Consider the following 20,272-nt stretch of genomic DNA (forward strand, 5'->3'; position numbering starts at 1 on the left):
AAGATAAAGTTAAATGGTTAAATCGTTTTCTTGTTTGAGTTCAATACCTTTTTTAAAAACAAATGATATCGTTAACAGAGTGATACCCAAAATTAATAGCCAAAATTCGAAGTCAACATTACTAATAGTTCTAAAACCTAATTCATTCAAATTCGAACAATTAAATAAGAACAACAAAAATGGAACGGAAATGCAATACCAGCCCATTAAATATAATCTGCGGATGTTTGCAACATTAAAAACCTCATCAAGCTCAACGGAGTTCATAAACCGATATAAATACAAGAATATTCTAATGGCAAAAAATGATATAACCAAAACTAAACAGCCCTGAAAGAAGTTCATCTTGCTTGGTCCTAATGAATTATAACCATCTTTAAAGCTCTGTATCCCTCCATTTATCATTGAGATTAAAAAGCCCAAAGTAAGAATTAGAATATAGCCGATTTTAATTAATTTAATTTGAGATTGAGTCTTCATATTTTAGATAGTTAAATCGTTCTCCTTTTTTAAATTAAGCGAATAGTTCAAAACGGATAAGAGTGTCCATACAATTATATTGGCGATGAACAGGTCTGTATAAGGTTTTATTCCTGTTCTTATCCCATAACCTAAAACCTCTGCCTTTAAGGTATTATCCAAACGAGATAGAACAAACCAATTAACTGTATTTATGAAGAAGAATTTGAAAAGTAAATAAGAGAATATTGCAAGCCAAATACTTCGAATGCTTTTAATTCCATCCTCCGATATTATTTTGCTAATAAGATTTTGCCTATTACTGTATAACAACTTGAAAAGAAGCAATCCAATGTAAAAATAAAAGCAAATTGATATTGTTTGTTTTATTCCATCAACAAATAAAATAGAATTTAATGGTTGACTAAAATCCTTAATGATTTCGAATATTGATGAGATAAAAAAGATTAGCCATACCACTATCCACATCCCTACGGAAATTTTTTGAAGTTGTAAAAGAGTATTTTTCATATTGCTATTATTTAGGTTAAGAGATTTATTAAAGTCTAATAATTTCGTTTTTCTGAATTATGCCTTCAAAAGCAGAAATTTTATAAAAGTCATATTTATTTAATTATTTGCAACACAAACATAAAATATTTTTTATTACAAATCAAAATATATTTATTGATTTACAATAAATATTATCTGATAAACAGCTATATAGTTCCTATCTATACATTTAGTGACATATATTTTATTGGAATGGTTTTTGCTATAAGTAAAACTGTAAAAAACTTGTGCAAACACCTACATTTTCAGCATTTTATCCTTTCGGATTGCTATACAATTTCGTAACTTTGCACACTCAATAATTTAAGAGCACACAATACGTATAAATGAGACAACTCAAGATAACGCAATCCATTACCAACCGTGAAAGTCAATCTTTAGATAAATACTTGCATGAAATTGGTAAAGTAGATTTAATAACAGCAGAAGAGGAAGTAATTTTAGCAAGGAAAATTCGTGAGGGTGATCAAGCTGCATTAGAGCGACTTACCAAAACCAATTTACGTTTCGTTGTTTCAGTTGCCAAACAATATCAAAACCAAGGTTTAACCCTGGGCGATTTAATTAATGAAGGAAATTTAGGTTTAATTAAAGCTGCAAAACGCTTTGATGAAACAAAAGGTTTCAAATTCATTTCTTATGCCGTATGGTGGATTCGTCAATCTATTTTGCAAGCTATAGCAGAGCAAAGTCGTATCGTTCGTTTACCATTAAATCAGGTTGGTTCATTAAGCAAAATCAGTAAAGCTTTCTCTAAATTAGAGCAAGAATACGAACGTGAGCCTTCTCCTGAAGAATTGGCAGATATTTTAGAAACTACAGTTGATAAAATTTCTGACACGTTAAGTAATTCTGGTCGCCATGTATCAATGGATGCTCCTTTTGTGCAAGGTGAGGAAAATACATTACTAGATGTATTGGAAAATCACGAGCCAAATACGGATAGCTCATTGATTAACGAATCGCTTTCTGAAGAAATTAAACGTTCTTTATCTACTTTAACAGAAAGAGAAAGAGAAATCATTGTATTATTCTTTGGCTTAGGTTCAAATCATCCATTATCGTTAGAAGAAATTGGTGAAAAATTCAACCTAACTCGCGAGCGTGTAAGGCAAATTAAAGATAAAGCGTTACAACGTTTACGTCATACTTCAAGAAGCAAGATTTTGAAATCATATCTAGGATAATTTCAATTAACATTATAATATTTAAAGACCGACAAATTTGTCGGTCTTTTTTTGTTAAGGATTTTTTTTTGTAGATTGTTATATATCTTTCAGCATGTCTATTGAATTGCTCAAAAAATCTTCGCTAGTTTATAAACCAATCATAATATGGAATATATTGCTAAGTATAATGATTGGCTTATTTTTCGTAATCGATGGATTTGAAAAGCCTGCCCCTTATGTAATGGCTATATTTATGAAACCAATTGGATGGGCCTCTTCGATTGTTATCGAGCATTTTTTTTTGAGTAAACATCGCTACTTCTACAATAATATGGGACTAGGTTTCCGTAAAATATTATTAAATATAATTTATTACGATATTGCTATTCTTATTATAACTATAATTATTTGCTGGTTATGCAGGGACTTATTATTGACAGTGTTACCAAGCAATTTAATCAACAAGCAATATTAAATGGCGTATTCTTCAATTGTAAAATTAGTGAGGTTGTAGGTTTATTAGGAAGAAATGGAAGTGGAAAATCGACGTTATTAAAAATCATTTTTGGAACTGTAAACGCTGATTTTAAACACCTAAAGCTTGATGATAAGCTAATTTCGAAAGGTTATTTATCAAGAAATATCTCTTACCTGCCTCAAGATAATTTTATTCCAATAAATTTATCTGTGTTACAGGCCATTGAAATATTTTGCAACACACATCGTAATGATTTATTAAACATCCAATTCGTTGCGGATAATCTACAAACGAAGTTCAAAGATTTTTCTGGTGGAGAACGCAGGCTGCTGGAAGCATTAATTATTATCTACAGTGATGCAGAATATGTTTTATTAGATGAACCATTTTCTCAATTAGCACCGCTCTTGGTTGATGAGCTAAAGCAACACATTAATAAAATAAAATCATTCAAAGGATTTATTATAACAGACCATTATTATCAATCTATTTTGGATACCTCAGATAGAATAATACTCCTGCACAATGGATGCAATTACCAGATACAAAATACAGATGATTTGATTTTGCATGGTTATTTACCCGATTTTAGAGAATAAAACTAACCCATAAAAAAAGACCAGCTTTTGCTGATCTATGCATATTAATACTTTCTAGGAATTCGAGATTTCTTAGTCTCTCGCAATGATTGTAAATCTAAAACAATAAATGCTTCACTGTTAATCCGTTATTAATTAACTGCTTTAAAGAATCAATACCTATTCTTAAATGTGTTTCTACATATTTTTCGGTTACGCTACTATCGCTTTCTGCTGTTTTAACGCCTTCAGGAATCATCGGCTGATCAGAAACTAGCAGCAATGCACCTGCAGGGATTTTATTAGCAAATGCTGTAGTAAAAATGGTTGCAGTTTCCATATCAACCGCCATTGCACGCAAGGTTTTCAAGTACCTTTTAAATTCTTTATCATGCTCCCAAACCCTTCTGTTTGTGGTGTAGCAAGTTCCAGTCCAGTAATCTCTACCATGATCGCGGATGGTTGTAGAAATTGCCTTTTGCAAAGCGAAGGCAGGTAATGCAGGCACTTCTGCCGGAAGGTAATCGTTTGATGTTCCTTCGCCACGTATCGCTGCAATTGGTAAAATTAAATCTCCTAATTGATTTTTCTTTTTTAAACCACCACATTTCCCTAAAAACAAAACTGCTTTTGGCATTATGGCCGTTAATAAATCCATCATGGTTGCTGCAAGCGGGCTACCCATACCAAAATTAATTAAGGTAATTCCATTTGCTGTTACGCTTTGCATAGGTTTATCAAGACCCATTATTGGCGCATTATCATTCCATTCAGAAAACATGGTTAAATATTTACTAAAATTGGTTAGTAAAATATAATCACCAAATTGGTCTAATGACCTTCCAGTGTAACGAGGCAACCAGTTTTTAACAATTTCCTCTTTTGATTTTAATCCTGATTTAACAGGACTTTCGACTTCTTTTATCTTTTTAGATTTTTCTACAATCTTTTCGTCTTTTTTGACATCTTTTTCTTCATTCATATATTATTAGATTTTAGCCAGCTATTGAAGCAAGGCTTATTTACAAAAAAATCCTCTCGTTTTAAGCGAGAGGATTTATTATTTATGCGGCTTGCAACTTCTTAAAGTCAGCCTTTTCAAATTTTTCTATCGCGTAATCGAGATTTATGTGCAACTCCTTCACATCATTCTGCGTTGGCGTATCGAACATGGCATCGAGCATAATTGCTTCACAAATTGATCGCAACCCACGAGCACCAAGTTTATATTCCATTGCTTTATCAACAATAAAATCTAAAACATCCTCATCGAAAACCAGTTTAACATCTTCGTAGTCGAAAAGCTTTTCATACTGCTTCGTTAATGCATTTTTTGGCGCAGTTAAGATATTTCTAAGCGTTTCTTTATCTAGAGGGTTTAAGTGAGAAAGTACCGGAATACGTCCAATAAGTTCAGGAATTAATCCGAAAGATTTCAAATCCTGAGGTGTAATGTATTTGTAGAGATTTTTTAAATCTAAAACCGCTTCATCTTTTTTTACCTTATAACCAACTACCTGCGTACGTAACCGATTTGCAATTTTACGTTCAATACCATCAAATGCACCTCCACAGATAAACAAAATATTATTTGTGTTTACCGGAATCATTTTCTGATCAGGATGCTTTCTACCGCCTTGAGGTGGCACATTAACAACAGTTCCTTCTAAAATTTTAAGTAGGGCTTGTTGCACACCTTCGCCAGATACATCACGTGTAATAGAAGGATTATCACTTTTACGAGCAACTTTATCTACCTCATCAATATATACAATACCACGTTCTGCCGAAGCAACATCATAATCAGCTGCTTGCAACAAGCGTGTTAAAATACTTTCAACATCCTCCCCTACATAACCCGCTTCAGTTAACACAGTTGCGTCGCAAATACAAAATGGAACATGCAATATTTTAGCAATAGTTTTAGCTAATAGTGTTTTGCCTGTACCTGTTTCGCCAACCAACATGATATTCGATTTTTCAATCTCAATTTCGTCTTTATCAATTTTTTGATTTAAACGTTTGTAGTGATTGTAAACCGCAACCGATAAAACCTTCTTCGCATCATCCTGACCAATAACATATTGATCTAAATGCTGTTTGATTTCAAAGGGTTTTAATAAGGTAAGTGACGATTGAATGCCTTTACTATTTTTTGTACCCAATTCCTGAGCAAGCAATTGATTGGCTTGGGTTACGCATTTATCACAGATAAATGCATCCATACCTTCAATTAACATTAAAGTTTCGTGCTTGCCGGAATGACAGAATGAGCAACGGGATTCTTTATTTTGTTTCGCCATCTTTTTTTGAGTTTCTCGATAACACTTCATCAATCATACCAAAACCTTTTGCTTCTTCTGAGCTCATCCAGTAATCACGATCTGAAGCTTTCTCTACCCAATCATAAGTTTGACCAGAGTGCTCTGAAATGATATCGTATAATTCTTTTTTCAATTTCAACATTTCTCTTAAGTTGATTTCCATATCAGATGCTACACCTTGTGCACCTCCTGATGGTTGGTGAATCATAACTCTTGAATGTGGTAAAGCAGAGCGTTTACCTTTTGCACCTGCAACTAATAATACTGCACCCATTGATGCTGCCATACCTGTACAAATGGTAGCAACATCTGGCTGGATATATTGCATGGTATCATAAATACCTAAACCTGCATAAACGGAGCCACCTGGAGAGTTGATATAAATCTGAATGTCCCTATCGGCATCGGTTGATTGTAAAAATAACAACTGAGCCTGGATAATATTTGCATTCTGATCATAAATTGCATCTCCTAAAAAGATAATACGATCCATCATCAACCTTGAAAAAACATCCATTTGAGCAACGTTCAACTGGCGTTCTTCAATAATATAAGGCGTCATCGATTGTGGTGACAAGTTAGCCTGTGCAATAAATTTATCTACGTGTAAACCGCCAATACCCTGATGTTTAACGGCAAATTTTCTGAATTCTTGTGAATCTATGTTCATAACTTTGATTAGGGTTAAGCGTTTGGTGTATTTAAACGATTATTCTAAACACCAATCGACTGTAATTTTAACTATTATTTTCTATAGGTGGTTAATTTCCATGCCAATTTATTTAAATAAATCTTAATGTTAAGCAAATCTGCAGAAGAAATAAAAATCTTGCTTTCCAAAGATAAATCATTATTAGAATGTCGCTGATGATAATGAGGGTTAGCATTCACGAAATCAGCAACTTGACAAGAATAATAGTTTAAAGTTTAATAGAACTTTTATACAAAATAAGAGCAACTCGATGAGCTGCTCTTATTTAATTATATTTAAAAGACTGACATTTGGTCAGCTAATTTTTCCTACTTCTTGTCTAAAGCGATAAATTTATCGTAATCTATTTCTTTTTCCTCTAAAGTAACAATCGATTTAATTTGTTCGAAAGTTTTTAAAGCTTTTACTTCTTCGAAAGTGCGGTTTGCATTTTCTTTTTCCTGTAGAAACTGAACTGCATATTGAGCCAATTGATCTTCAGGTAGCGGACTTGGGCTATACATTCTAAACTGAGCATCTAACTTTGCTTTAGCGGCTTGCACGACATCTTCATATTTAATTTCGATGCTGTTATCTTTAATGATTTTGTTTTCGATTAAAGTCCATTTAAGGTTTTTAGCGAAATCATCATAACCTTCGGCCAATTCTTCATCCGTTAACTTTTCATTCGTAGCTTTTAACCAACGACGTAAAAATTCATCAGGTAATTCGAAATTATGTTTTTGCAAAAGTTGCTCATAAATATCGTTTGATAGTTGGCGCTCAGCATCTTGCTTAAACATACCTTCTACTTCTTCCGTAATTTTCGCTCTGAAACCAGCTTCGTTAGTTACAGTACCTTCACCAAATAATTTATCGAAAAACTCCTGGTTTAAATCAGATTCTTCTAAACGATTAACATTTTTAACAACCAATTTAAAGTTTGATTTTAATTCTGCAGCATCTTCTTCAGGTATATTTAAAGCTTTTGCAATTAATGCAGCATCTTCTAAAGCTTTTTGAATATCGATGGTTACTTCATTATCTTTCTTTAAACCGATTAATGATTTTAAAATTTCCTGGTCTTTAATCTGGTCTAAACGAATTGTTGCAGTGCTTGCAATTCCGCCTTCAAAAACAGAACCATCTGGTGAAAGCTGAGTTAAATCTGCATATAAAACGTCATCTGCAGCAGAAACTTCAGGGTTAGTCATTTTACCATAACTACGGCGAATATTTTTGATGCGGCTTTCTAAAGTTTCTTTATCAGCTTTAATAACATATTGTGTAAACTTATCCTTTGAAGAAATGTTAACATCAAAAGCTGGTACTAAACCTAACTCATAGTCAAATTCAAAATCATCAGTATTATCCCATTTGAAGTTTTTAGAATCATCCATTTGTGGTAAAGGCTGACCTAAAATCTCTAGTTTTTGTTCGGCAATGTAATTTGTTAGCGTATCGTTTAATAAGTTGTTAACCTCTTCTACTAAAATACTTTTACCGTACATTCTTTTAATATGAGATGGCGGTACCATTCCTTTACGAAAACCTGGTAATTGAGCTTTTTTAGCTTGTTCTTTAATGGCCTTATCTACTTTTTCAGTATAATCTGCTGGTGCGATTTTGATTTTTACAACAGCATTTAAGTTGCCGGTTTTTTCCTGTGTAATATTCATTTTAGATATGAGTATTTAGATATGATAAATGAGACAGATTGAAGGCTCAAACTCACATCGATTTATAATTTTAATCAAATCAATAAAAAAATAAAACCGTTCCGATTTAACATCGAAACGGCTTCATTTATAGTGCGGATGAAGGGACTCGAACCCCCACGCCGTGAAGCGCCAGATCCTAAGTCTGGTGCGGCTACCAATTACGCCACATCCGCAATTAGGATTTATTTTGGATTGCAAAGATAGAAATTAGAATGAATTATCAAAAAGGAAATAATATATTTTCTTAATTATTTTTCACTCAAAAAGCTAAGTACTCTTACTAAGCACATATAATTTTATCAAGAATGTTCAAGGCGGATGATTTAATATTGAATCTGCCTTGAACTTATTCTAATCAGTTATTATTATTTCTAAAACTTGATCAATGTAACATCAACTAAATCTGGTCCGCCGTTTATTGGGTAACCTGCAACTTTCCTTCCTTTTATGGTAATCGTTTTATCCAAATACTGGTCGAGGTTGATAGACCCGCCTTTTAGTGCGTAAGTTTTATTCTCGGCTTTTAAAATATGAGTACCATATTGATAGGTGGTCATTCCTATTGTTTCGATTTTTCCTGTTGCTGTTACGCGAGTTGCGGTATCAGCAGTTTTCATTGAAGTGCAACCTGAAATTACTGCTACAAAGAGAGATAATGCTAAGATTTTTTTCATAATAAAAATGTTTAGATGATTTTGACTGCAAATTAAGGGAAATTATATCAACCGTTAATAAAACATTTTTTGAAACTCAAAGAAATATTGAACGGCTTTAACCAATCTACTTCCATACCAGCTAAACATTTCGCCATCAACTAAAATAATTTTTGCATTGGGCATGGCAGTTTGAATTTCAGTGATATGCTTTTCATTAAAGGGATAAGGTTCTGAAGAAAGCAAAATCATATCGCAATTTAAAGTCTGTAGTGTTTCTAAAGTAATTTCGGGGTAACGTTCTACATCAATAACGTTTGTCATTCCATTGGTTAACAAGATATCATCAATAAATGTATTCTTACCCGCAGCCATGTAGGGTTTACGCCAGATGAGGTAAGCTACCTTTTTATCAATACGATGTTGAGCTGCCAACGTTTTTAAATCGCTAAAACCCGCCGAAATAAGATGATTGAGATATCCCGCCTCGGGTTGCCTGTCAACCAGCTCTCCTATTTGGGTAATGATTTTCATAGCATCGTTCAAAGTATAAATATCACTCATCCAAACAGGGAAATGTTCGGCTAGTTCTTCAATATCGCTTTGTGTATTTTCCTCCTTATTGCCAATAATTAAATCGGGTTTTAACTCTTTTATTAAATCGATATTGAGTTTTTTAGTACCCCCAACTTTGGTCCTACTGGCAAATTTCTCTATCGGGTGAATGCAAAACTTGGTTAAGCCGATGATTTCTTTATCCAAGCCCAAATCAAAAAGTAGTTCGGTTTGAGAGGGCACAACAGATATAATCCGTTTTGGCGGAAAATTTATGGTTACTTCCCTACCCATTTGGTCGGTAAAAGATTTTTGCATGAAGCAAAGTTAGTTGGATTTTTGGTTTTTTAGATTTTTGGTTTTTTGGATACCAAACTAACTATTGGTTAAGTCAAAAAAGCTTTTTTGATGCAAATATTCATCCACAACTAGAGACAAATACATACCCAAAAAACCAAACAACAAAAAACTAATCAACTAAATCGCAACATCATCTTTCACAACGCCATCGGCAATGTGCAGAATTCTGCTACCAAACTGTGCGTTTTTCTCTGAATGCGTAACTTGGATAATGGTTATGCCATCTTCTTTGTTTAGTTTTTGAAATAGCAGCATAATTTCTTCGGCTTATGCAGATTGTAAGTTTCCGGTAGGTTCATCAGCAAGAATAATAGATGGTTGAGCAGCTAATGCTCTGGCAATACCAACCAATTGCTGTTGTCCGCCCGATAATTGATTCGGAAACAAATCCTTTTTTGCTACAATGTTAAACCTGTCGAGCAAATCGGCTATTCGGCTTTTACGTTCTGAACCACCAATCTTCTTATATAACAAAGGTGCTTCGATGTTTTCATAAACCGTCATTTCATCAATTAAATGGTATGCCTGAAACACAAAACCAATGTGGTTGCGATACAGTTCAATTCGTTTGCGCTCGTTCAGGCTAGTTACATCTTCACCTAAAAATTCGTAGGTACCGTAAGTGGGTTCTTCTAACATGCCTAAAATATTAAGCAATGTAGATTTCCCGGCACCGGATGGACCCATAATCGAAACAAATTCTCCTTGTTTAATGGTTGTAGTTACATGGCGCAAAACGTAATTTTTGACACCTTTATTGGCGTAATATTTTTCTATGTTTTTTAGTTCTATCATTTTTATTAGGGTATAAGGTTTAGGGTGAAAGGCTTAGGGTTTTGACGTATTAACCTTACGCCTTTTACCCTAAGCCTCAAACCATTATTCATATTTAAGTGCATTTACAGGATTGGTAACCGCAGCTTTTCTGGCTTGAATACTAACGGTTAAAACAGCTATAACTATCGATGTTAGGGTAGCAATAATAAATGGAACTACCGCCATATCAATTCTGTAAGCGAAACCTTCGAGCCATTTTTTTATTAAAATATAAGCGATTGGCCAACTAATGATGTTTGCTGCAAGTACCAATAATAGGAATGACTTATTAAGTAGGTTCACAATCTGTATGTTTGATGCGCCCAGAACTTTCCGCACTGCAATTTCTTTTGTTCTTCGTTTTGCCACAAATGTAGAAAGTGCAAATAAACCTAATAAAGATAATGAAACCGAAATTATGCTAAATAACATTACCATATTGATAAATCGGTTATTGTTATCCATTACATTAGAAAATGCGTCATCCATTGTTTCATATTCTAAAGGATAGTTAGGATATAACTTTTTCCATTCCACATTAATTTTATCAATGGTTGCAGCGATATTATCGGTATTAAATCTAACAAGCAGATTATTAGTGTTTGATGTGCCACCTAGATTAGTTACTTTGTAAATTGTAGGCAATACCACTTTATCAAATCCCTCATTGTGGTAATCTTTAATTACCCCAACGATTTGAAAAACCAGATTTTTATCATCCCGTTTGAGGTAATAATTTTCACCAATAACTTGTTTACCAAAACTTTTAGCTGCAGTTTCATTAATGACAATACTATTAATGGTATCTTGTTTATATGCTCCGGAGAAGATTCTACCCTTTACAACCTGTACCCCTAAAGCTGGCAAAGCATCCATTGAAACGGTAACTGAATTAAAATTAAGCTTTGTGTTTTTATAATAACCCGATTCAGATACATTAAAAACGTTACCCATCACTTGTGTGCTGGTGCCCACGTATTGTACACCAGGGATGGTTCTCAACCGTTCGGCTAATTTAGCATCATAATTGGATTTAATATTGATGAGTTGTCCGCGTTGAAATCCTAAATCTTTATTGCTGATAAACTTAGTTTGAAGGTGCATTACACCAATAGCTATGATAAATGTAACCGAGATTACAAATTGGAAGACAACCAATACGTTTCGCAATGCTATTCCTCTTAAACCGTTTTCATAATTTCCTTTTAAAACCGAAACCGGATTATAATTGGATAAAATCCATGCGGGATAATAACCAGCTAAAAGCGTGACAATGATGAATAATCCAACCAATTCGCTAAGTGTGGTTAGCAATTGTGCATTGTGCCAGAAACTGAGTTGAACATTAAAATGAGCATTAAATAAAGGCAAAACTACTTCGACTAAAACGATAGATAGAAATAATGCTGAAACACTTTGTAATGCAGATTCTATTAAAAACTGACTAATCAGCTGGGCTTTATAGGAACCTAAAACTTTTTTCACGCCAACTTCTTTTGCCCTTTGAACAGATTGCGCAGTGGCCAAATTAACAAAGTTGATAATTGAAATGACCAATAAAAAAACCGAGATGCCTACAATTGGCTTAAGTTTCTCTACCCAACTGGTTTGAAAAGGGGGATTTGCATGTACATTGGCAATTGAGACAGCCTTTAATCCAGGGCGCTTTCCATCTTTATAATATTCTTTAAAATTAATTTTTCTTTGAGAGAATGATAGTTTTTTATGCTCGAGATATACCCTTTGCAAATTACTGTTCAGCTGTGCAGTGTCCGTTGTATTAAATTTTGCATACACCTGGCAATAATGAAAATTACTTGCATTGTTAGGTAAAGCATCTTCTTCACCAGTTCTCATTAAAGCATTAAATTTTACAGTTTGCGGGGTTTTTGGTTCTGCTACTACACCGGTAATGGTCAAATCCTGTCCAACATCATCTCGCCACATTACAACTTTAATTACCTTACCAAGCACTTTATCTGTACCAAAAAGTTTTTTCGCAAGGCTTTCTTTCAGTACGACCGATCTTACATTTTTAAGCGCAGTTTGCTCATCGCCTTGAATAAAATCATAGTGAAATACCTGAAAAAAACTGCTATCAGCATCTTTCATTTTGCTTACTACAATTGGATTGGCATTTGCTATTTTAACAGAAAACCCTTTAATAAAATCCCAATCAGGTTGCACCCTTGTAGCGGCAATGGTGTTGGGTATTTTATTTCGCAATAAATTGGCAATACGACTGTCTTGCGTATCCTGCCAATGCTCTTTGTTATCGGGCGTGAAGAAATCGTGTCGTTCTCTGATTTGGTAAACATTTTCTAAATCAGGAGTCCATGTATCATAACTTTCTTCGTAATTGATATATAAAAGCATCAACACAAAAGCCGTTAAACCAAGGGCTAAGCCTCCAATATTAATGGCTGCATACACTTTGTTTTTCCAAAGGTTTCGCCAAGCGATTTTTAAATTTAGTTTAAACATAGTCGGGTTGTGGGTTATCAGTTACCTGTTATGAGTCCAGACTTATAACTGGCAACCCGTAACTGGTAACTTATTGATTATTCATATTTAAGTGCATCAATGGTATTGGCATTTGCAGCTTTAAACGAACGTATGCTGACCGTGATTAAAGTGATAACCATTGAGATTATCATGGCCAATGCAAAAGGCCAAATGCTAATCTCTATCCGATAAGTAAATGTTGAAAGCCACTTAGATATAAACAGATATGCTAAAGGCCAGGCAACCAGATTGGCGATAAAGACCATTATTAAAAATGAACCATTTAACATTCTTACTAGCTCGATTGTAGAGGCGCCCAAAACCTTTCGTATGGCAACTTCTTTAGTTCTTTGTGTGGCGACGAATGATATTAAACCGAATAAGCCGATAAAGGAAATGAAGATAATTACACCTGCAAAAACTTTAAATAGAACGCCCATCACCCGTTCAGTTTCGTAATACTGACTGATATCGTCATCTACAAAAGATGCCGAGTAAAAGTTTTCAGGAAAAGTATCGTTCCAGATTTTTTCTATTTTAGGCATAACAGCAAGAATCTGTTTGCTATCCATTTTTACAGCTAAATTTCTATAATTCTCTTTTACAGTTGTAATAAGAACGGGTGAAATCGGCTCGTGCAAACTCAAGTTGTTAAAATCTTTTACAACACCAACTAAAGTGCCCTCTTTGTCCCATATTCTGATTTTCTTGCCTAAAGCATCGTTAAAATTAACAACGTTTAATTTTTTTAATGCAGTTTCATTCACCACAATTTCTCTAATTGTATCGCTTTTCGAAAAGCCTCTTCCTGCTGCAAATGTTAAACCGAAAGTTTTAAAATAATTTTCATCTGCTACCTTTGTATTCACTTGAAAATTAGCCTTTTCTGTACCATTGTACCTAAAATTACTTTCGTTGTTATTGCTTGAAGAAGGAGGATTTCTACAAAAGCTAGTCGACAAAACGCCAGGAATTTTCGAAACTCTTTCTTGTAAAATTTGGTATTTCAATAAACTTAAACTATCATTTCTAACGCTTACCATTGCAATTGCCGATGGGTTGAAACCTAGTGGTTTCTCTCTCATGTAGTTCATTTGCTTAAGTACCACAAGTGTTCCAATAATTAAAATTACCGTTATAGAAAATTGAACTACCACCAATACTTTGCGCAAACCTAAACCGCCAGCGTTTGCCGAAATCTTGTTTTTTATCGCCAAAGCTGGACTAAAACCCGACATGACCATAGCTGGATAGAACCCTGCAAGAAAACTTACAACTATTACCAATACCACAATAAATACAAGGATAATTGGATGGCTAATGATGCTGAAAGAAATATTATCCTGGAATAAACTTCTCATTCCTGGTAATGCAATCTCTGTTAAAACGCAAGCAATAAGTAAGGCAAGTACGCTTATCGTTAAGGTTTCTGTAAGAAATTGAAATACCAATTGCTTTCTTAAACTGCCCATTACTTTGCGAACGCCAACTTCTTTACTTCTACTTACGGCTTGTGCTGTAGCCAGATTTATAAAATTGATACATGCCGTTAACAATAAAAAAGCACCAATAATAGCTAAACCATAAAGTTCCTTTTTAGGCATGGTTCTGTTAGCAAAATTTCCTAAGTTTTCATTATAATGAACATCAGTTAGCGCTTGTGCACTAATTTCTTCCTTACCTGAATTATCTTTTTGAAAATATTTCTCCGAAAATTTCGGTAATATAGAGCGTATCTCATCAATTGAAACACTTGGTTTTAAAAGAAAATAACACTCATCATTTGAGGATGTATTACCCCAACTATTAAAATTTTCGTTTTTATAATTTTTAAACGTTTGATAAGAAACAACAATATTCAAGGGGAAAGATGAATTATCAGGTATATCTTTCAAAATTCCAGAAACCGTAAAATTATCCCTATTTTGGTAATTTATAGTTTTGCCAACAGCCTTGTTCCAGTCTCCAAACAATTTATTGGCCATCTCCTGAGATAAGACTACTGTATTTGGTTGGGTAAGCGATTGATTTGGATTTCCTTCCAACCACTCGAAATTCATAATTTGAAAAAATTCTGGTTCAGCATAAAACACATCTTCTTGAACCTTTATCCTTTCCTTTCCGGCATCATCTTTAACTTTTATTACTCCACCATCTTGACGGATAGAACCAACTTTTTCCACCTGATTTTTGAAATCATTTCTAAAAGCGGCAGGCGTTGGTTTTGGCACACCTTGCGATTCAGCAAAACCATCAGCTGATGTCCAATTTGTAGTTAAACGATAAATTCTATCTTCATTCTTAAAACCCTCATCAAAACTCATTTGATAGCGGATAAAAATGAATATTAGAATACAACTGGCCATACCTATGGAAAGCCCTAGAATGTTGATGAATGTGTATCCCTTGTTTTTCCAAAGGTTTCGCCAGGCGATTTTGAGGTTGAGTTTGAACATAGTGAGGTTGTGGGTTATCAGTTACCTGTTACGAGTCCAGACTTTCAACTGGCAATCCGTAACTGGTAACTTTTGTCTATTCGTATTTAAGCGCATCAACAGGGTTTGCTTTAGCAGTTTTGTATGCCTGAAAACTTACCGTAATCAAAGCCATTAATAATGTACTAATTGCGGCTAGTGGCATAATCCACCAAGTTATCTCGGTATGGAATTCAAAATTATTTAACCATTTTTCCATAGCATAATAACTTATTGGAATAGCAATTACGATGGCAACGCCAATCATTTTAATAAAAGAAAGCGACAACAATTGCATTAAACTTGCAACCGATGCACCGAGTACTTTACGTACACCGAATTCTTTCGTACGCTGCTCGGCACTGTAAGCTACTAAGCCAAAAAGACCCAAGCAGGATACGAAAATTGCTAGTCCGCCGAAAAGGTTAGAAAGAATACCCAGTGTTTTTTCTGATTTATATTTTTCTTGGTACAAGCTATTTACAAATGTTATTTCAGTAGGATAAGATGGGTTAAATGATTTCGTAATTCGGTTGATGGTTTCGATGTTGCTTTGTAAATTGTTTGCATTGTTGAGGCGCATAGTAATGGTTCCGGTTTGCCCGGTTGTTAAATAAACAACTTGAGGATTGTTCGATTTATAAGGCGAATCCCAAACGTAATCATCAAAAACGCCTATTATATTGGCGTTGGTACCAAAAATGGTTATCTTTTTACCAATTGGATTTTTGTAACCAAAAACTTTAGCGGCAGAGGCGCTAACCATAACGCCACTGGTATCGGAAGCAAATTTTTTAGAGAAATCTCTGCCCTCTAATAATTTTATGCCATTGGTTTTAATAAAATCGTAAGAGGTAGCCACCTGGTTAAACATCACCGTATTTACTGGTTTGGTCATACCATCCCACTTCATATCCATAAAATTACGGCCATGATGAGAAAGACTAACCGACGATTGGTACATCGAAGTAACGGCACCAGATTTTAGCATTTCAGTTTTGAATAAATCGAATTTGGTTTTTAATTCGCCATCCTGAGGAATTTCTACCAATGCATTTAAATCAAAACCAACAGGTTTATTTTTGATGTACTGAATCTGGCGATAAATTACCAGAGTAGAAATAATTAAAACAATTGCGAAACAAAACTGCCCAACAACAAGAACTTGTCTTAAACTAACTGATAAAATAGTCTTCGATTTAATTTTTCTCTTTAAAGTTTGAATCGGGTTAAACGCAGATAAATAGAAGGCTGGATAACTTCCGGCGATTAATCCGGTTGCTAATACGATTCCTAAAATACCAAACCAGCTAGCAGCATTGAAGTACGAAATACCCAAATTCATGTTTAAAAGTTGGTTGAACGCAGGCAGAGAAACTTCTAACAGTGCAATGGCAAGCACAACTGCAACCAGGGTAAGCACCATAGATTCGGTTAAAAACTGAAAAATTAAAGAAGCACGATTTGCACCTATGGTTTTTTTTATGCCAACCTCTTTTGCCCGCTTTTCGGATTTGGCCGTAGCCATATTCATGAAATTGATGCAGGCAATTAAAAGAATTCCGAATGCCAAAGCCATAAACAGCCAGATTTGCTCAATGTCGCCACCTACATTTTTACCATTTTCGAACTTGCCATACAAGTGCAGTTTGCTGGCCTTATATAAAAAATGTGGTTGCGACTGAGGATTTTGTGGCGTATTTGCCTTTACCAATGCTTCAACCTTACGGTTCACCAAGTCAATATTTGCATCTGGGTTTAATACAACCATTGTTACGAAACTATAATTGTTCCAATTCAAATCCTTTGCGTTGGCATCAACACTTTCGTAAAAAGACCATGGCATTAAAAAATCAAATTTGTTGGAACTATTTTCTGGCAAATCTTCAATTACCCCGGTTATGGTTAAATTTTCCATATCCTGATAACGAACTGTCTTATTTAAAACATCGGTAGAGCCAAATAATGTTTTTGCAGTACTCTTTGTTAAAATAACCGAAAGCGGGTTTTGTAAAGCCGTTTTTGGGTCGCCTGCAACAAACTGATAATCGTACATTTTTAGAATATCAGGTTCGGCAAACTTTGAATCTTTTTTAAAGCTATTTTGCCCATTGGCAATTAAACTTTTTTCACCATAATTCATTCGGACTACATGTTTTGCTTCAGGTAAGCCTTGTTTTAAAAGCGGACCTAATGCTGTTGTAGAGCCATAAAAAGTTTGAGAAATTTTATTTCCCTCACCTGGAACATTGGTCATGACCATATAAATATTATCAGAATTTTTAGCTTGTTTATCGAAATTCCACTCGTACGATACGTAGAGCAATAACATTAAACAAGCTGCAAGGCCAATAGCCAAACCAATTACATTGATGAAAGATGAGGTTTTATTCTTCCAAAGGTTTCGCAAAGCGATTTTAAGATTGAGTTTGAACATATTTTTAGTATCAAGTATTTAGTATCAAGTATCAAGACTTTGCAAAGCGCTTTAGTCTTTGGTCTTTAAGCTTTCAGCTTTATTCATATTTAAGCGCATCAACAGGGTTTGCTTTTACAGCTTTCTTAGCCTGAATGCTAACGGTAAACAACGTTAATAAAATGGTAATTGCAGCACTTGCGATGAATGGTAAAACCGATAAATCGATTCGATATGCAAATGTTTCTAGCCACATTTTGGTTAATATATAGGCAACAGGCCACGAAATAACATTGGCCAATAAAACCATCCTAAAAAAGGAACTGTTAATCAATTTGAAAATCTGGATGTCGCTTGCTCCTAAAATTTTTCGCACCGCGATTTCTTTAATTCTACCGTTGGTGATGTATTTCGCAAATGCAAACAAGCCTAAAATTGCGATGAAAATGGTGAGTAAAGCTGCCGCGAAAAAGACAGATTGCAACTGTTCTTGTTTTTTGAAGAGCTTGCCATACAATTCGTCTAAAAACTCGTATCTAAAATCTTCTCCATCTTTGGGATTAATTTCTGGCCATTTTGCTCTCAAAGCAATTAACGCATCAGCCATTTTATTTCCCTCTATTTTTAGCATGATTTGCGTTTTATAATTCCCACATGGATTTTTAATTGCATAAATGGTTGGCTGAATGGCACTTTCAAATCCTTGAGCTTTAAAATCCTTCGCAACACCAACTATTTTATAATCCATATTGCAACCCCTAATCGTTTGTCCTACCGGGTTTTTCAATCCAAATTTTGCTACCGCACTTTCATTTATTACAGCAGCATTCGCTGTATCTGTTTTAAATGAAGGTGAAAAAAAGCGACCATCCTTCAACTTAATATGTAGGGTTTCAAAATAATCGAAGTCCACGTCAACAAAATCAATGTTTGCTTGCAAACCATTAACAGTGTATCCATTACTTCCATTTTCAGCTCCATTTGGTACATCTGTAGCTACTGTTGCAAGCCTGACACCAGGGATTTTTAAGATTTTATCTCTAACAGGTTCAAATTTGGCTGGTTTATTAAAAAGCGTTAGGTTTTTAATGTAAACCACCTGATTTGCTGTAAAACCTAAATCCTGGCTACGCATGTATTTTAACTGCGAATTGATTATGAATAAGCCAATAATGAAAATAACGGCGATACTAAATTGAAAAACCAGTAAGCCATTCCGCAGCCAGGTACTTTGTTTACTTGTAGAAAAATTACCTTTTAAAACCAAGGCAGGTTTGAAACCTGAAAGCACTAAAGCAGGATATAAGCCGGCTATAAGCGTTATTGACAATAAAATAAGAGGTAATTGCCAAAGCAAATCGTTATCAATTTGCCAAATACTCAAATTTACTTGAAACAGATTATTGAACTTTGGCAGTATCAATTCGGCTAAAATTAACGCCAAAATGGTTGCAGTAAAACATTGTACAAGAATCTCGACCAAAAATTGCGTAGTTAACTGAAAGCGGAAAGCACCCATAACCTTTTTAACACCCACTTCTTTGGCTCTTTTAGTAGCTTGGGCAATACTTAAATTGGTAAAATTAATACAAGCAATTATTAAAATTAGAATACCAAGTATAGAGAGCGCTATTAATATTTTATAGGGTGTGTCATTACCAGCTTTTGGCTTTAGGTGCAGATTGGAGAGCGGGTCTAAAAATGTAGAAATCTTTTTGATTTCATCAATACTTTCTTGGTCGGTTTCACCTTTCAATAATTCGGAACGATAAAGATTGGTAATCTTTTGTTCCAAATTTTCAACATCGGTTCCGGGTTTTACCTGAATGTAAGTGGTATAATTATTCATTCCATAATCTTCGCCCTGCCCTATTTCATTTCCGATTGAAATACCATCGAAAGTTACGTTCGAATGTGGATTGTTGATAATGGTACCATTAATTTTGCTGTTAATGCCTAAGCTGCTTGCACCCATCCCTACCATTTCAGGTTTGTTATCTATTTTATCGGGGAAAAGCACTTGCATACTTTCTTTGCTTAAATAAGAAAGTCTGTCAGCCTCACCTGCAGGTTTTTCTAACCCTCCCGTTGGTTTCAAATCAAGAATTTTCGCAGCATTATAATCTGCTTGCATAAAATTTTTAGCAAATAAGGTCTGCTTGCCATTTTTAATTGTTAGCTCGAAAAAACCTTTTTTTGTAATTCCAGCATTCTCCACTTCAGGGAAGTTTTGTTTAATTGCTTTTGCAAAAGGTGGCGAGGTGTAATTGGTTTTGAACTCCGGGTAAATCCTGCCAACAACATAAATATTGTTGTAATTGGGATTTTGTTTATCAAAACTGGTTTCATAGCTAAAATACATTGCAATTAAAATAAATGCAGCCAATGCAATAGCTAAACCACCAACATTAATAGCGGTAATTCCTCTGTTTTTCCAAAGGTTTCGCAAAGCGATTTTTAGGTTGAGTCTGAACATATTTGGGTTGTGGGTTATCGGTTA

General features: G+C 34.4%; 16 protein-coding genes and 1 tRNA gene. 2 read left to right on the plus strand and 15 right to left on the minus strand.

All coding sequences use genetic code 11. The annotated features are described in order from the left end of the window. Positions 1 to 9: 9 nt before the first annotated feature. Together D7004_RS02745 and D7004_RS02750 are read right to left on the minus strand one after the other, a co-directional pair. The gene (locus tag D7004_RS02745) at positions 10 to 480 is read right to left on the minus strand and encodes a DUF2975 domain-containing protein (RefSeq protein WP_123204350.1); all 471 of its coding nucleotides are present in this window, start codon (positions 478 to 480) and stop codon (positions 10 to 12) included. Positions 481 to 483: 3 nt separating this feature from the next. Beyond that, positions 484 to 990 carry a hypothetical protein gene (locus tag D7004_RS02750; RefSeq protein WP_123204351.1) on the minus strand — a complete coding sequence of 169 codons (507 nt, stop codon included), beginning with the start codon at positions 988 to 990 and terminating at the stop codon, positions 484 to 486. Positions 991 to 1,358: 368 nt separating this feature from the next. On the opposite strand from D7004_RS02750, the gene D7004_RS02755 reads away from it, so the two are divergent. Both D7004_RS02755 and D7004_RS02760 read left to right on the plus strand, forming a co-directional pair. Further along, positions 1,359 to 2,219 carry a sigma-70 family RNA polymerase sigma factor gene (locus tag D7004_RS02755; protein ID WP_010601359.1) on the plus strand — a complete coding sequence of 287 codons (861 nt, stop codon included), beginning with the start codon at positions 1,359 to 1,361 and terminating at the stop codon, positions 2,217 to 2,219. A 399-nt stretch (positions 2,220 to 2,618) separates the two neighbouring features. Beyond that, positions 2,619 to 3,278: an ATP-binding cassette domain-containing protein gene (locus D7004_RS02760; RefSeq protein ID WP_123204352.1), complete on the plus strand. Its 660-nt coding sequence runs from the start codon at positions 2,619 to 2,621 to the stop codon at positions 3,276 to 3,278. A 97-nt stretch (positions 3,279 to 3,375) separates the two neighbouring features. Here D7004_RS02760 and D7004_RS02765 read toward each other — a convergent pair whose 3' ends face one another. From D7004_RS02765 to D7004_RS02820, 13 genes are all read right to left on the minus strand, one after another. Beyond that, entirely contained in the window at positions 3,376 to 4,239 is an 864-nt protein-coding gene (locus tag D7004_RS02765; protein ID WP_208646778.1) for an AMP nucleosidase, read from the minus strand. Between the two features lie 82 nt (positions 4,240 to 4,321). Continuing rightward, the gene (clpX, locus tag D7004_RS02770) at positions 4,322 to 5,560 is read right to left on the minus strand and encodes an ATP-dependent Clp protease ATP-binding subunit ClpX (protein WP_123204353.1); all 1,239 of its coding nucleotides are present in this window, start codon (positions 5,558 to 5,560) and stop codon (positions 4,322 to 4,324) included. After that, positions 5,544 to 6,251, minus strand: a complete 708-nt coding sequence (gene clpP, locus D7004_RS02775) for an ATP-dependent Clp endopeptidase proteolytic subunit ClpP (RefSeq protein ID WP_123204354.1) — start codon at positions 6,249 to 6,251, stop codon at positions 5,544 to 5,546. Before clpP ends, clpX begins: the two co-directional genes overlap by 17 nt. 350 nt (positions 6,252 to 6,601) lie before the next feature. Beyond that, complete coding sequence (gene tig, locus D7004_RS02780) at positions 6,602 to 7,951, minus strand: trigger factor (protein ID WP_123204355.1); 1,350 nt, start codon at positions 7,949 to 7,951, stop codon at positions 6,602 to 6,604. 133 nt (positions 7,952 to 8,084) lie between these two features. Continuing rightward, a tRNA-Leu gene (locus tag D7004_RS02785) sits at positions 8,085 to 8,166 on the minus strand. A 198-nt stretch (positions 8,167 to 8,364) separates the two neighbouring features. After that, positions 8,365 to 8,667, minus strand: coding sequence for a hypothetical protein (locus tag D7004_RS02790; RefSeq protein WP_123204356.1), 303 nt, complete (start codon positions 8,665 to 8,667; stop codon positions 8,365 to 8,367). Between the two features lie 54 nt (positions 8,668 to 8,721). Then, positions 8,722 to 9,519: an ABC transporter substrate-binding protein gene (locus D7004_RS02795; RefSeq protein ID WP_123204357.1), complete on the minus strand. Its 798-nt coding sequence runs from the start codon at positions 9,517 to 9,519 to the stop codon at positions 8,722 to 8,724. Positions 9,520 to 9,678: 159 nt separating this feature from the next. Continuing rightward, positions 9,679 to 9,816 (minus strand): hypothetical protein, encoded by a 138-nt coding sequence (locus D7004_RS21185; RefSeq protein WP_341867659.1) that lies wholly within the window; start codon positions 9,814 to 9,816, stop codon positions 9,679 to 9,681. A gap of 12 nt (positions 9,817 to 9,828) precedes the next feature. Beyond that, positions 9,829 to 10,356: an ABC transporter ATP-binding protein gene (locus tag D7004_RS02800; protein ID WP_341867660.1), complete on the minus strand. Its 528-nt coding sequence runs from the start codon at positions 10,354 to 10,356 to the stop codon at positions 9,829 to 9,831. Positions 10,357 to 10,440: 84 nt separating this feature from the next. Continuing rightward, a complete protein-coding gene (locus tag D7004_RS02805) occupies positions 10,441 to 12,861 on the minus strand; it encodes an ABC transporter permease (protein WP_123204358.1) in 2,421 nt (806 codons plus the stop codon). Between the two features lie 77 nt (positions 12,862 to 12,938). Next, a complete protein-coding gene (locus tag D7004_RS02810) occupies positions 12,939 to 15,338 on the minus strand; it encodes an ABC transporter permease (RefSeq protein ID WP_123204359.1) in 2,400 nt (799 codons plus the stop codon). Between the two features lie 76 nt (positions 15,339 to 15,414). After that, positions 15,415 to 17,793, minus strand: a complete 2,379-nt coding sequence (locus D7004_RS02815; RefSeq protein WP_123204360.1) for an ABC transporter permease — start codon at positions 17,791 to 17,793, stop codon at positions 15,415 to 15,417. A gap of 79 nt (positions 17,794 to 17,872) precedes the next feature. After that, on the minus strand, positions 17,873 to 20,248 hold the full coding sequence (locus tag D7004_RS02820) for an ABC transporter permease (RefSeq protein WP_123204361.1): 2,376 nt from the start codon (positions 20,246 to 20,248) through the stop codon (positions 17,873 to 17,875). Between the last annotated feature and the right edge of the window lie 24 nt (positions 20,249 to 20,272).

The organism is Pedobacter jejuensis, assembly GCF_003725795.1.
Taxonomy (GTDB): domain Bacteria; phylum Bacteroidota; class Bacteroidia; order Sphingobacteriales; family Sphingobacteriaceae; genus Pedobacter; species Pedobacter jejuensis.

Bases quoted from the DNA above. Each gene is read 5' to 3' on its own strand.
- D7004_RS02805 (WP_123204358.1), bottom strand. From the start codon at position 12,861: ATGTTTAAACTAAATTTAAAAATCGCTTGGCGAAACCTTTGGAAAAAC.
- D7004_RS02790 (WP_123204356.1), bottom strand. From the start codon at position 8,667: ATGAAAAAAATCTTAGCATTATCTCTCTTTGTAGCAGTAATTTCAGGT.
- D7004_RS02760 (WP_123204352.1), top strand. From the start codon at position 2,619: ATGCAGGGACTTATTATTGACAGTGTTACCAAGCAATTTAATCAACAA.
- D7004_RS02765 (WP_208646778.1), bottom strand. From the start codon at position 4,239: ATGAATGAAGAAAAAGATGTCAAAAAAGACGAAAAGATTGTAGAAAAA.
- tig (WP_123204355.1), bottom strand. From the start codon at position 7,951: ATGAATATTACACAGGAAAAAACCGGCAACTTAAATGCTGTTGTAAAA.
- clpP (WP_123204354.1), bottom strand. From the start codon at position 6,251: ATGAACATAGATTCACAAGAATTCAGAAAATTTGCCGTTAAACATCAG.
- D7004_RS02800 (WP_341867660.1), bottom strand. From the start codon at position 10,356: ATGATAGAACTAAAAAACATAGAAAAATATTACGCCAATAAAGGTGTC.
- clpX (WP_123204353.1), bottom strand. From the start codon at position 5,560: ATGGCGAAACAAAATAAAGAATCCCGTTGCTCATTCTGTCATTCCGGC.
- D7004_RS02745 (WP_123204350.1), bottom strand. From the start codon at position 480: ATGAAGACTCAATCTCAAATTAAATTAATTAAAATCGGCTATATTCTA.
- D7004_RS02795 (WP_123204357.1), bottom strand. From the start codon at position 9,519: ATGCAAAAATCTTTTACCGACCAAATGGGTAGGGAAGTAACCATAAAT.
- D7004_RS21185 (WP_341867659.1), bottom strand. From the start codon at position 9,816: ATGCTGCTATTTCAAAAACTAAACAAAGAAGATGGCATAACCATTATC.
- D7004_RS02755 (WP_010601359.1), top strand. From the start codon at position 1,359: ATGAGACAACTCAAGATAACGCAATCCATTACCAACCGTGAAAGTCAA.
- D7004_RS02750 (WP_123204351.1), bottom strand. From the start codon at position 990: ATGAAAAATACTCTTTTACAACTTCAAAAAATTTCCGTAGGGATGTGG.
- D7004_RS02815 (WP_123204360.1), bottom strand. From the start codon at position 17,793: ATGTTCAAACTCAATCTTAAAATCGCTTTGCGAAACCTTTGGAAGAAT.
- D7004_RS02820 (WP_123204361.1), bottom strand. From the start codon at position 20,248: ATGTTCAGACTCAACCTAAAAATCGCTTTGCGAAACCTTTGGAAAAAC.
- D7004_RS02810 (WP_123204359.1), bottom strand. From the start codon at position 15,338: ATGTTCAAACTCAACCTCAAAATCGCCTGGCGAAACCTTTGGAAAAAC.